The organism is Rhizobium bangladeshense (assembly GCF_001662075.1).
GTDB lineage: Bacteria > Pseudomonadota > Alphaproteobacteria > Rhizobiales > Rhizobiaceae > Rhizobium > Rhizobium bangladeshense_B.
In genome coordinates this window covers 1-12,142 of sequence record NZ_LYPL01000012.1, presented here as the reverse complement: position 1 = coordinate 12,142, position 12,142 = coordinate 1, and the positions used below count along the sequence as shown (strand labels likewise).

The 12,142-nt window shown below is 58.3% G+C and carries 11 protein-coding genes; 7 read left to right on the top strand and 4 right to left on the bottom strand.

The window, feature by feature from the left end; genetic code table 11:
* Positions 1-30: 30 nt before the first annotated feature.
* Genes A7X77_RS21975 through A7X77_RS21965 form a run of 3 tightly spaced genes read right to left on the bottom strand, consistent with a single transcriptional unit; the run spans position 31 to position 2,953 of the window.
* Positions 31-759: a hypothetical protein gene (locus A7X77_RS21975; protein ID WP_064684961.1), complete on the bottom strand. Its 729-nt coding sequence runs from the start codon at positions 757-759 to the stop codon at positions 31-33.
* A gap of 11 nt (positions 760-770) precedes the next feature.
* Positions 771-1,745 (bottom strand): 4-hydroxythreonine-4-phosphate dehydrogenase PdxA, encoded by a 975-nt coding sequence (gene pdxA / locus A7X77_RS21970; RefSeq protein ID WP_064684960.1) that lies wholly within the window; start codon positions 1,743-1,745, stop codon positions 771-773.
* On the bottom strand, positions 1,742-2,953 hold the full coding sequence (locus A7X77_RS21965) for a four-carbon acid sugar kinase family protein (RefSeq protein WP_064684959.1): 1,212 nt from the start codon (positions 2,951-2,953) through the stop codon (positions 1,742-1,744). The genes pdxA and A7X77_RS21965 overlap by 4 nt, the downstream gene beginning before the upstream one ends.
* Before the next feature lie 109 nt (positions 2,954-3,062).
* On the opposite strand from A7X77_RS21965, the gene A7X77_RS21960 reads away from it, so the two are divergent.
* The gene (locus tag A7X77_RS21960; protein ID WP_064684958.1) at positions 3,063-3,932 is read left to right on the top strand and encodes a LysR substrate-binding domain-containing protein; all 870 of its coding nucleotides are present in this window, start codon (positions 3,063-3,065) and stop codon (positions 3,930-3,932) included.
* 103 nt (positions 3,933-4,035) lie between these two features.
* On the opposite strand, the gene A7X77_RS21955 is transcribed toward A7X77_RS21960, so the two are convergent.
* A complete protein-coding gene (locus A7X77_RS21955) occupies positions 4,036-4,704 on the bottom strand; it encodes a FadR/GntR family transcriptional regulator (RefSeq protein WP_064684957.1) in 669 nt (222 codons plus the stop codon).
* A gap of 214 nt (positions 4,705-4,918) precedes the next feature.
* Between A7X77_RS21955 and A7X77_RS21950 the strand changes: the two genes are divergently transcribed.
* From A7X77_RS21950 to A7X77_RS21925, 6 genes are all read left to right on the top strand, one after another.
* Complete coding sequence (locus tag A7X77_RS21950) at positions 4,919-6,562, top strand: ABC transporter ATP-binding protein (protein WP_064684956.1); 1,644 nt, start codon at positions 4,919-4,921, stop codon at positions 6,560-6,562.
* Between the two features lie 58 nt (positions 6,563-6,620).
* Positions 6,621-8,291 carry a peptide ABC transporter substrate-binding protein gene (locus tag A7X77_RS21945; protein ID WP_064684955.1) on the top strand — a complete coding sequence of 557 codons (1,671 nt, stop codon included), beginning with the start codon at positions 6,621-6,623 and terminating at the stop codon, positions 8,289-8,291.
* A 68-nt stretch (positions 8,292-8,359) separates the two neighbouring features.
* Positions 8,360-9,310: an ABC transporter permease gene (locus A7X77_RS21940; protein ID WP_064684954.1), complete on the top strand. Its 951-nt coding sequence runs from the start codon at positions 8,360-8,362 to the stop codon at positions 9,308-9,310.
* 32 nt (positions 9,311-9,342) lie between these two features.
* Positions 9,343-10,221 (top strand): ABC transporter permease, encoded by an 879-nt coding sequence (locus A7X77_RS21935; RefSeq protein ID WP_064685144.1) that lies wholly within the window; start codon positions 9,343-9,345, stop codon positions 10,219-10,221.
* 188 nt (positions 10,222-10,409) lie between these two features.
* Complete coding sequence (locus tag A7X77_RS21930) at positions 10,410-11,744, top strand: NAD(P)/FAD-dependent oxidoreductase (RefSeq protein WP_064684953.1); 1,335 nt, start codon at positions 10,410-10,412, stop codon at positions 11,742-11,744.
* 151 nt (positions 11,745-11,895) lie between these two features.
* Positions 11,896-12,142 (top strand): acetyl-coenzyme A synthetase N-terminal domain-containing protein (locus A7X77_RS21925; RefSeq protein ID WP_280950346.1); only part of this gene is annotated, 247 nt, incomplete at its 3' end.

Below are 12,142 nucleotides of genomic sequence, written 5' to 3'. Positions count from 1 at the left end.
ATGGCAATTAATGGCTGGTGAAGGTTCGATTTAGTTCGATGTTAATGCGGACCGTGCGATATCATCAGCGTCAGCTTGAATCCGCTTGAGCACGTCGATCTCAGTCTCGATCTCCAGTCGCAGATTGGAACTGCCGGAAAATGCGCCGTTGAAAGCCGCGGTTCCGATGGTAAACCCTGCAGCGCCAGATCGCACGACGGCCGCCATCCTTTGAAGGCTGTCGATCGACCCGGCAACCACCACGGGCTTGTCGATCGCCTCACATACCCGGGTCATCAGCGCCTCGACATCGCCGTTGAAGCGATAAGCGAGCAGATCGAGACCGTTGACACCATCGATGGCCGTCAGCTGACGGGCGCTTTCCACAATCGTCTCGATCGTCCCTTCGAGCTTGCTCGGATGGCCCACGATCTGGCCGGGGAACGGATAGTACTGGATGTTCCTTCCTGCAATAATCGGCAGAACGACATCTGGTCTGGTTCCGCCCATCAAGACGTCGACGCCAAGGTCTACCGCGGCCAGCGCGGATCGCTGCTCGCTCTCCTCGTCAAGGCTTACAACCTCCAGATAGAGCGTCGCACCCGCTGCCTTGATCTCTGAAGCAAGGACCAAAAGGTGGTCGAACGGCAACCCGATATCCTTGAAGCCCACATGCGTGATGCCGGCAGCAAGCACATCGTTGAGGCGCTCGGCCGCGTCGGCAACGGTGCGATCCTGATTGGTGAGCATGAAAATGAAGTCGGGAGAAGTCTGGGGCATCGAAAGCGCTCCTAGATAGCGTTGAGAAGCAGCGCCTGATCGAAGGCGTAGCGAAGAGAGGAATGATCGGCCGTACCCTGGCCGGCGATGTCGAATGCCGTACCGTGATCGACGCTGGTGCGGATGAAAGGCAAACCGATGGTGACGTTGACGCCGTTGTCGATACCGAGATACTTGACCGGGATGAGGCCCTGATCGTGATATTGCGCGACGACGATATCGAACTCGCCCCTGCGGGCCCGCATGAAAATCGTGTCTCCGGGCCAAGGACCGGACGCGTTTATTCCGACTTCCCGAGCCCGGCTGATTGCCGGTGCAATGATGTCGAGATCTTCGCGTCCGAACATACCGTTTTCACCGGCATGGGGATTGAGGCCAGCCACCGCAACGCGCGGCGACGGAATCCCATAAGCCTTGCCTGCCCGGTGCGCCAATTCGATCGTTCGGAAAACCGAATCCTCTGTCACGAGGTCGATGGCATCGCGTAATGATACGTGGATCGTGACCAGAATGACGCGCAGCTCGTCGTTGGCCAGCATCATCGCGAACTTGTCGGTCCCCGTCCGCTCAGCAAGGATTTCCGTATGGCCGGGGTAATTGAGCCCGCCCTTCTTCATCGCTTCCTTGTTGATCGGCGCGGTGACGATCGCTCCGATGTTTCCTGCCAGAGCTTCGTCGATCGCCCGTACGACATAGTCGTAGCTGGCGCGCCCGGCACGAGCGTCCACGTGACCGATCGGCAAATCGTCCGGCAGGTCCGAGACGTTGAGAACGGCCATCAGTCTGCCGTTTGGGAGAGCGTCATCGACTGATGCGACGGCCTGTACCTGAAGAGGAAGATTAAGAGCACGGACGGCACGCTCCATCACCTTGGCATCACCGATCACCACCGCTTGTTCCGGCAGCCCGTCCGCGAAAACACGGGCGATAATTTCCGGCCCGATTCCGCAGGGATCGCCCATCGTTATTCCAATTGGCTTCTTCATTTCCTATCTCCAAGCCAGAGGCCCCGAAGCAACTCAGCTGATTTCAGCAGGATATTCGGCGAACCGAAGCCGCCTGCCTTTGTGATAATGTGAATGGGATCCGGTCCCGTGGTGCGGCCGACCGGAATTCCGGGCTCGACTTCGCTGAGGAGTTCGAGTGAACCAATCTCAAGTTCGCTCAACACGGATTCAGCAGTGTCTCCGCCCGTCAGGAAAAGCCCAGTCACGGGATGACTCCCCATGACTGCCCGCACAACCCGGCCAAGAGCGATTGCGATGGACCGAGGATCGGCGCACACGCTCCCTTCGGAGGTGGTGAGAATAATATCGCCGCCGGATCCAAATCGGCGGTACTCCGCAACGGTGCTTTCGGCGGCGAGAACAGGGGAGCGAGACGCCATCTCGGCGTCGACAATGATCTGTCGTACGTTACCGGTCCTCATCAGTCTTGAGCATTGCTCGCGGCTCTGTGGATTGACACTACCGATGACAAAGAGATTGAGAGACCCTGTGGCCGTGGGCCGCGCGATTTCATCAGCCCGGCCCACATAATTCGCCAGTGCAATCGCCAGGCCCGGAGATCCACACCAAAGGATGGACTTTGGATCGGCCGCCGACTTCACCAGCAGGGCCAGGTCTTGTTGCACAGTCGCATCGGCGATCAGCAACTTTCTGCCATCAGCGACAAGTTCGCCGCACTTCAACGCCCGCACTTCCGCAAGCGTGAGAAAACGCACTTCCGCCTCCGGGATGCCCCGAAACAGAGCGCGAAGATGAGAGTCCGTTATGGGATGTAGCGGGTCCTTGGCAAATTCGGTTTCCTCCAACGGCACTCCGCGAAGAAGCTGCCGCCCGCGTTCGGTGGTTCGTCCACCGGCGGGGAAAGCCGGAGCGACGATTGCAATTTCCCGACCGGAAGCTGCGAGCGCGGCTGTTATCTCCGCTCCAACGTGGCCGCGAATGGTGGAATCGACGGTATTGTAAAGGATATCCGCGGACGCGAGGCTTCTCGCCGCCTTCCTCGCCCGATCGGCAGCGTCTTCAACCGATGCGGTGCGGCTTGCCTTGTTCACCGATATGATCGACACATTTTCCGCCGACGGCTGCCGGTAGTCGGTTAAAACCAGGCACCTGTGCCCCATGCTCACGAATGGTCCAGCACCATCCGTCGCACTCGTCAGATCATCTGCTAGGATTCCTACCTTCAAAGGTCGCGGTCCTGTCGGCTTTCCATGTAATGACGAGGATATTAGCGCTATTGCTTTTGGCGGAAAAACGATCAATTCTGACGGAATTCAGTCACTTTAGCTCACAGATATGGCCGCACGATTTCCTTCTTTATCCGCGCTCAGAGCCTTTGAATCCGCCGCACGTCATTTGAATTTCGGGCGTGCCGGCGATGAATTGTTCGTTACGCATAGCGCCGTCAGCAAGCAAATACGCTTGCTTGAGGAAGACTTGGGCGTGGCCCTTTTTGAACGAAGAAACAGGGCTGTTTTCCTCACCGACGCGGGCCGGCGCCTGCTTGCCACGATGAGCGAAGTGTTCCGCCAGATCAGCGATTGCTGCGACGAAATAAAACGTGGCGGTTCGGCACCGCTGGTTATCTCATGTGAACCGACGTTCACGCAGCGCTGGCTGATCCCGCGCCTCCCGCAATTCAATGCACTCCATCCGGACATTGAGGTTCACGTATATGCCGCTGGCGGCCCGGTGAGCTTCGACAGAAGTCACATCGATTTGGCGCTACGCAGGAGCGACTTTGGCTGGTCGCCGGAACTCTTTGTGGAAACAGTTGTCGAAGAACGTGTCGGTCCAGTATGTGCGCCGCGCCTGCTGGCAGCCGGCGCAGATGACATTCTCTCCTTGCCTCGAATTCATTCGGCAACGCGTCGAGATGCATGGGCAAGGTACCTGGCGGATAACCGGATCGGAGATACAAATCCACCCGGTAGCCACATGTTCGAACATTTCTATCTGAGCATCGAGGCTGCCATCGCTGGGTTTGGCGCAGCGATCGGCCCGGAGCCCTTGGTAGCCGACGCTGTTAGAAGCGGGCAACTCGTGGCACCCCACGGATTCTCCAGCAACGGCTATAGTTACATCCTCTTGAGCCGCCTTGCTTTTGATGGCGATGCCAGAAAGCGAGATTTCCTAAAGTGGCTTCGCGCGCAGTTTGGCTCCTGAAGCGAGCGGTTCGACCGGCACCCCCCGCTTCGTCAGATAGTCGAGGGTGTCGGGGTTAGACCAAGATGGCAAGCAATCGATACCAATCGCTCAAATCGCGTTCTCAGATGCTGGGGCCGAGTATGTTTGTTCTGGCATCAATGATGTGGTCGTACATGTTTCGCTCAGCCTCTCTGCTGTCGCGATCCTTGATCGCGTCGAGAATCGCCTGATGGCTGACGATATAGGCCGTCATGCGCTCAGAGGTCAGCGATTGTTCCTTCATTTTTCCCCAGAGGTTTCCCGCCCGCACTGCGTGAATGCCTTCATAAAGGGAGGCAAGAAGGCCGTTTCGCGCAGCTTGGACGATGATGCGATGAAAGACGGCATCCCATTTCTCGAATTCGCCCAGAGATTCCGACGCGCTGCCTCGGGCGATTGATTTCTGCATTTCTTCGACTTCCTGTCTGGTGGCGCGCAAGGCTGCCAACGCTGCGATTTTCGGCTCGATGATCAGCCTCGCCTCAAAGACTTCCGCCGGATAGGTGCGCAATGTGTCTCCCTCACTGATTGCCGGGCGGCGGAGGGCGCTGGAACTTACGCCGCTGCCGGCGATAAAGGTCCCTCTGCCAACATGCCTGATGAGGCGGCCTTCCTTCTCTAGCGAACTGAGCATCCTTCTGAGGGCGGTACGCGGCAGCCCGAGTTTCAGCGCCAAGTCACGCTCAGGAGGCAGTCGATCCCCTGGCTCCAAACCTTCCGCTTCAATGAAATCCTTCAGCACCACGCTCATGTGCCCTCCGATAAATATTTCGCGAAACCAATTTGATCTATATTGACACCAATGGCAAGACCAATCTTATATTAATCGCAGAACCAACGTAGATTGGTAGCGAAAGACGCTGAAGCCCAGGGAACCAGTTGTGCACCGCTCGAGAGGTATGAGCGGCACGCGTGGGCCGCGACAAGAACCTCATCAAGAAGCTGCGTAACAAGGAGATATATCGATGGCCGTTACGACTGAAGCTGTTACAGCAGACGACGCAGCGCTTTCGGTTCGTGCTCTGACAGTCGACCTGCCGAAGGGCATGGAAAGGGCTCATGCCGTCGAAAACGTCTCGTTCGACCTGAAGCGTGGTCAGATCCTTTGTATCATTGGGGAGTCTGGATCGGGCAAGTCGGTAACGGCGAACACGATCATGGGACTCTTGCCGAAGATCATTCCAGTCTCTTCCGGCGCGATCAATCTCGATGGAGCCGCCATAGTCGGCGCGCCGGCAAAAAAACTGCGCCAGCTGCGCGGCCGCGTCGTGTCCATGATCTTTCAGGATCCGCTTTCGGCGCTCAACCCGCTGATGACGGTGGGGGAGCAGGTTACTGAAGTGATGGCAGCCCATGGAGTGGGCACCAAGGCCTCGCGCCGAGACCGCGCGCTCGAATTGCTGACCGAAGTCGGTCTGCCCGATCCGGAACTGATGTACCACCAGTATCCTTTCAGGCTTTCCGGTGGTCAGCGCCAGCGCGTCATGATCGCGATGGCGCTCGCCCTTGAGCCGACCGTTCTGATCGCAGACGAACCGACGACAGCCCTTGACGTAACCACGCAGGCGCAGATCCTTAAGCTCATTCGTGACATTCAGCGCCGCAAGGACATGAGCGTCATGTTCATCACCCACGACTTCGGCGTCGTGGCTGAAATTGCCGACAGCGTCGTGGTTATGGAGAAGGGGCGGATCGTCGAACAGGGCACCGCCGATCAGGTTCTCAATTCCCCCAGCCACCCCTACACCCAGCGGCTGATCGCCGCCGTTCCGCACCTCACGGGCGAAGACAGAAAGCTTGAGTCGCGCACCAGCGACGAGACGATTCTGGCGGTCAACGGTTTGTGCAAGACCTATCGCAGCGGCAGCGCGCTGTTCGGCAGCCAGCGTATCGTGCCTGCGGTGCAGGAGGCCTCATTCACCTTGGCTGCAGGCCGCACCCTTGGCATTGTCGGTGAGAGCGGCTCCGGAAAATCGTCGTTGGGACGGCTCCTGATCAAGCTTCAGGACAGCGACAGCGGTCAGATCCTGTTTGAGGGCAGGGACATCGTCAAGCTCACGGAATCCGAGTTCCGGCCGCTGCGCCCTCGAATTCAGATGATCTTTCAAGACCCCTTTGCCTCGCTCAATCCGCGCTCCACTATCGGTCAGATACTGACCGTCGGGCCTGTCGCACATGGTATGCCCTACGCACAGGCGCGCGAAGAGGCCCGCGCTTTGCTTTCCCACGTCGGTCTCGATGCTGGCGCCTTCGGCCGCTACCCGCACGAATTCTCGGGTGGTCAGCGCCAGCGCATCGGCATCGCCCGGGCGCTGATGTTCAAGCCTAAGCTGCTGATTGCCGACGAAGCTGTCTCCGCACTTGACGTGTCGATCCAGGCCCAGATCCTCAAGCTGCTTGACCAGATCCAGCGCGAGACGGGCGTATCAATGGTCTTCATTACCCATGATCTTCGTGTCGCCAGCCAGATCTGCGATGAAATTGCAGTGATGCAAAAGGGCCGGGTCGTCGAGCGCGGCCCCCCGTCACAGATCTTCCTGAAACCGCAATCCGACTACACGCGTGAACTTGTGGCTGCAATCCCGGGAGAACGACGGAGAGACGCTTGAGAAAGTTCAATTAGCTCCTGGCAGTAGCTTCCTAATGAGCAAAAGAGAGGGAATAAAAATGACAAAAGATCCGACGACCAAAACGAACTATTCTCGGCGCGACACACTGCGCCTGATGGCGGCAGGCGGCATTGCGTGCTTTGCCGCTCCCAACCTGATCGGCAAGCCAGACATTGCCCGGGCCGCCGACAAGAAACCCGCGGGTCGCGTCGTGGTCGGGCTGTCGCAGGAACCCACCGTTTTCAATCCGCTGATGGCACATATCGAAGTGGACGATGCGGTACACTTCTCGCTCTTCGACGCCCTTTTCCGCATGGATCCCGACGGCGAGGTCCAGCCCAATCTTGCGGCAGAAGTGCCCACGCAGAAGAACGGCGGCATCTCCGAGGATGGCCTGAATTGGCGCGTCCGTCTGCGTGACGATGTTCGCTGGCATGATGGCAAGCCCTTTACGGCCGAGGATGTGAAGTTCACCCTTGAACTGATCACAAATCCGAAGTTCCGCGCCTGGCGCACAGGCGGCCATTCGCTTGTGCGTGATATCAAGGTGGTCTCCCCAACGGAAATCACCTGGCGCATGGAGCAGGTTTTCGCTCCTTACCTGTCGTTTCTCACCGAAACCTTCATCGTGCCAAAACATCTTCTCGAGAAGGAAGCTGATCCAAATGCAGCAGCCTTCAATCAGGCGCCCGTTGGCACCGGCGCCTTCAAGTGGAGCCAGCGTGTCGCCGGCGACCATCTCGAACTGGCGGCCAACCCGGATTATTTTGGAGATGGCCCATATGTCGAACAGGTCGTCTTCAAGTACATTCCTGACCAGACGGTGCTCTACACCCAGTTCAAGAGCGGTGACATCGACCTCACAGATCAAGCCTACCTCACGGCCGACCACTACGAGGAAGCCAGCAAACTGCCGGGCCGCGTGGTGAGCCTGGTGCCCGGCTCCTCCGTCGAGTCGTTCTATCTCAATCTCGAGCGGCCGCAGTTCAAGGAACTGGCCGTGCGCCAGGCACTCTATGCCGCAATGGACAGAAAGGCGATCATCGACGCGCTCTATTTTGGCGTGGTCACAACGACCGAAACCTTCATGCCAAAGAAGTCGTACTACTTCAATCCGAACCTTCCGGCGCAGGAGTTCAATCTCGACGCCGCACGTAAGCTCCTCGACGACGCCGGCTGGGTACCGGGGTCGGACGGAATACGTGAGAAGAATGGGGTAAGGCTGGCGTTCAACAACTCGACGACATCAGGCAACAATCTCCGCGAGCAGGTGCAGCAGTTCCTGCAGCAGACATTCGCGGAAATTGGCGTCCAGATGACCATCTCGAATTTGCCGGCTGCCGTCATGTTTGGCGAATTCTGGCTAAAGTCACAGTTCGACACGGCAATCTCGGGCGTCACGCATCTGATTGCCGCGGACCCCGACGCCACCAACCGTCTTGCGAGCAGCGCGATTGCCGCGAAGGGTGGAAAGGGATCGAACGTCGGCCAGTATTCCAATCCAGAGGTGGATGCGCTGCTCAAGAAGGGTGCTCAAACGTTCGATCGGGAAGCGCGTCGCGAAATCTATTTCCGTATTCAGGAAATCGTGCGTCAGGACCTTCCTTTTCTTCCCCTGTTTGCCGCCACCTATGTGGTTGGCACAAAGGAAGGCCTTGAAGGCTGGGAACCGAATACAAACACGCGCACGGCATCGTGGCATGCCGCCGGCTGGCACTGGAAGAGCTGAGTAAACCTCACGTCGCCGCCGCGCGCCGCGGCGGCGACCTCTATTGGCGCTATCACAGGGAGAGCTGAATGCGTAGCTTCCTACTTAACCGCTTCGCTCAGAGCCTAGTACTGCTTCTGATCGTTTCCGTCATTGGCTTCGCGGTGCTCAACCTCATTCCCGGCGGGCCTCTGGCACAATTTGGGCTCGATGCGAGTATGACGCAGGATGACTTGAACCGGCTTACGGAGCAGTTGGGCCTGAACCGCCCTCTGTGGATCCAGTATCTGGATTGGGCCTGGCGCCTTCTAAGAGGAGACTGGGGCCACTCCTTCCGCGACGGGGCGCCAGTTCTCGAGGTGATTGGACGGCACCTCATGGCAACGCTGTTGCTGATGGGATCGTCCACGGTTATCGCGATCGCTATCGGCACGTGGATCGGTGTCCGCGGCGCCACAAAGCGTTATTCGATTTTCGACTACATGGCGACGGTCGGTGCGATGGTGGCCCTTTCGATCCCGACTTTCTGGTTCGGCCTCATCGGCATTTACGTATTCTCGCTCAAACTCGGCTGGCTGCCAGCAGGCAACATGTACACGATCGGCGACGAGTCCGTTCTGAACTATCTCCACCATCTTATTCTGCCCAGCATCGTGCTCGCGCTCGTGCATGTCGCCATCTGGAGCCGCTACATGCGAACGGCTACTCTCGACGTTATCAATCAGGAATTCATCAAGACAGCCCGCGCCAAAGGACTAAGTGAGCGCCGCATCCTGATGAAACATGTGATCGGCAATGCACTCCTACCGATGATCACGCTCCTTGGGATGCAGCTTCCCAGTATCCTAACGGGTGCTTTGGTCACCGAGACGGTATTTACCTGGCCGGGCATGGGGCGCCTGTTTCTCGACAGCCTCGGCTACAGTGACTACCCGGTAGTGATGGGATTGCTTATGTTCTCGGCGATCCTTGTCGTGGTGAGCAACCTCGCCGCCGACATCGTTGTCGCCATCATAGATCCCCGCATCCGTCTGAGTTAAGCGCCATGAACGCTCATCAGGAGTCAGCCATCATGACTGCCATTGCTGCAAATTCGACCCGGGAGCGCTGGTGGAACAGCCGAACTGCGCACCGTTTCATGAACCACCATCTGGCCCTCATCGGCATAGTGATGATCGCTCTCCTGACGCTGGCTTGCGTCTTGGGACCCCATTTGTTGCCGTACGATTCACTCTATATTGATCTGCGCGCCCGCTTCGCGCCGCCGCTGACCGGCCGACATTATCTGGGCACCGACCCGCTGGGACGAGACCTGGCGGCGCGGTTGTTCATGGCGGGCCGTATTTCGCTCCTGGTCGGTTTCTCGGCGATGCTGTTGTCGACACTGATCGGAACCCTTGTCGGCGTGGTGGCGGGATATCGGGGTGGCCTCGTCGGCACGGTGCTGATGCGTGCCGTGGATGGCTTCCTTTCCTTCCCGTCCATCTTCCTAGTGCTTGCTCTTGCCGCTGCACTGAAGCCAAGCCCGATCATGATAACCGTCGTCATTGCTGCGACGAGCTGGATGGAAGTTGCCCGCATTGTCGAGGCGGAGGTCCGCTCGCTACGCGAGCGTGAATTCGTGCTTGCCGGCCGCATGCTGGGACTGAGCGCAACGCATATCATGTTCCGCGAGATCCTTCCCAATGCCATGGGTCCGATCATCGTGGCGGCCACCCTGACTGTCGCCCGGGCGATCCTGATGGAAGCCTATATCAGCTTCCTCGGCTATGGAATTCAGCCGCCGCTGCCCAGTTGGGGCAATATGCTGAACGGCGCACAGCAATATCTTGGGACGGCGCCATGGCTGGCGATCATTCCCGGCGCGGCCATAACGATCGCTGTAACAAGCTTCAACTTCATCGGCGACGGGTTGCGCGATGCGCTTGATGTTCGCGGTGATCACAGTTGAGAAGCAGCATGTCGGCTGCCACCAAAAGAGACATCCGCCACTGACGCGCACGTGATGTCGGCGGATCAGAGGAGGGGCCATCGCCGCCCCAGGCATCTGGAATGTTCCGTATTTCGTGACGACTGATTGTTGAGCTTTATCGTTCCTGTCGGCGATGACTGGAACACGATGCCAAAGGAATAGTGACTATGCCGGTCCAGGTTCAAAAAGTAAGTGATAGTGCCTCTTTTCCAACCGAGGTCGACGTCGTCGTTATCGGGGCAGGGATCGTGGGTACCTGCACGGCCTATGAGCTCACCCGGAAAGGTGTATCAGTCGCCCTGCTCGAAAAAGGCATCGTCGGTGGCGAGCAGTCGAGCCGCAACTGGGGATGGGTTCGCCAGCAGAACCGCGACCTGTATGAACTTGCGCTAGCCATGTACAGTCTGCGGCGCTGGGAGGAATTGGGCGCGGAAATAGGCCGTGATCTTGGCTTTCGTCGAACCGGGATACTTTACTGCACCAAAAACGAAGCCGATGTCGCTCGTTGGGAAAAGTGGGGCCAGGCTGCACGCGGTCAAGGATTTCATAGCCAGATCCTCAGTGCTTCCGAAGCAAATGAGCGGGCTTCGGGCGGCACGTCCTCCTGGGTTGGAGGCGTGTGGTCTCCGACGGATGGGCGAGCCGAGCCCAGTCTTGCTGTCCCTGCCATCGCCGAGGCCGCGAAGGAAAAGGGCGTGTCGCTCCATCAAAACTGCGCCGTTCGGGGCCTCGACATTGTCAACGGCCGGGTGGCAGGCGTGTGGACAGAGCGAGGGCTCGTGAAAGCCAGTACTGTTGTTTGCGCTGGCGGAGCATGGGCTTCCCGCTTTTCTCATCGATATGGCATAGAGCTACCCGTCGCAAACATCGCCGGGACCGCAATTAAGACGACCCGGGCGCCCGAAATCATTCAAGCAGGATGTCTTTCGGCTTCAAACTTCGTGTTGCGACGTCGGACAGACGGCGCCTACACGATTGCCGTCCCGGGACGTGGTACGCTCGACATCACGCCGCGAGGGATGCGATACGCGTTCAAATTCTATCAGATGTACCGCAGCAAGATCGGCAAAAAGCTGAAGTACCGTCTGAACAGCAGCTTCTGGAATGGGCCTGATGCTCTCAGCAGCTGGGAGAACGATGAAATCTCGCCATTCGAAAAAAACCGCATTCTGGATCCTGCGCCCGACCGGGAGCTCGTGAAGCTCGCATTGAGGAACCTTGAAAGCGAATACCCAGCGCTCAAGGGAATCGGGGTCGAGCGCGCCTGGGGAGGGCTCATCGATACATCGCCGGATCTCGTTCCCGTGATTTCAAGAGTGGAACGATTGCCCGGCTACGTGATTGCCGCGGGGTTCAGCGGACACGGCTTTGCTATCGGGCCCGGGGCAGGTCGTCTGGTCAGCGAAATCGTGATGAACGAGACCCCGATCACGGACATCTCGCCCTACAGGCTGAGCCGGTTCCTTGATGGTTCCGCAATCAGGCGACCGGAAATGATGTAGCAGTCAAAGTTGGTTGCAGTCCAAGGTCCTGCTGTCAGTGTGCCCGCAGACGGGCCCAAGCGGACAATGGAATTCAGACAGAACGGGCTTGAGGATTCGCGTCGACCGCACGGAATCAACTTGCCCGAGCCAATATCAAGGAGCTTAAACCGTGGCTATCGAAGCTTATGCCGTTCCTCGCGCCATTCGGGCGGGCGCCTTCATCGACCGCGAAAGATATGAAAAATGGTACGAGGAGAGCGTCGAGAACCCGGATAAGTTCTGGGGCAAACACGGCAAGCGGATCGACTGGTTCAAGCCCTATACCAAGGTCAAGAACACCTCCTTTACCGGCAAGGTCTCGATCAAGTGGTTCGAGGACGGCCAGACCAACGTCTCCTACAATTGCATCGACCGCC

Coding starts and splice junctions, on each gene's coding strand:
- A7X77_RS21975 (WP_064684961.1), bottom strand. CDS start 759: ATGCCCCAGACTTCTCCCGACTTCATTTTCATGCTCACCAATCAGGAT.
- pdxA (WP_064684960.1), bottom strand. CDS start 1,745: ATGAAGAAGCCAATTGGAATAACGATGGGCGATCCCTGCGGAATCGGG.
- A7X77_RS21960 (WP_064684958.1), top strand. CDS start 3,063: ATGGCCGCACGATTTCCTTCTTTATCCGCGCTCAGAGCCTTTGAATCC.
- A7X77_RS21955 (WP_064684957.1), bottom strand. CDS start 4,704: ATGAGCGTGGTGCTGAAGGATTTCATTGAAGCGGAAGGTTTGGAGCCA.
- A7X77_RS21950 (WP_064684956.1), top strand. CDS start 4,919: ATGGCCGTTACGACTGAAGCTGTTACAGCAGACGACGCAGCGCTTTCG.
- A7X77_RS21945 (WP_064684955.1), top strand. CDS start 6,621: ATGACAAAAGATCCGACGACCAAAACGAACTATTCTCGGCGCGACACA.
- A7X77_RS21940 (WP_064684954.1), top strand. CDS start 8,360: ATGCGTAGCTTCCTACTTAACCGCTTCGCTCAGAGCCTAGTACTGCTT.
- A7X77_RS21935 (WP_064685144.1), top strand. CDS start 9,343: ATGACTGCCATTGCTGCAAATTCGACCCGGGAGCGCTGGTGGAACAGC.
- A7X77_RS21930 (WP_064684953.1), top strand. CDS start 10,410: ATGCCGGTCCAGGTTCAAAAAGTAAGTGATAGTGCCTCTTTTCCAACC.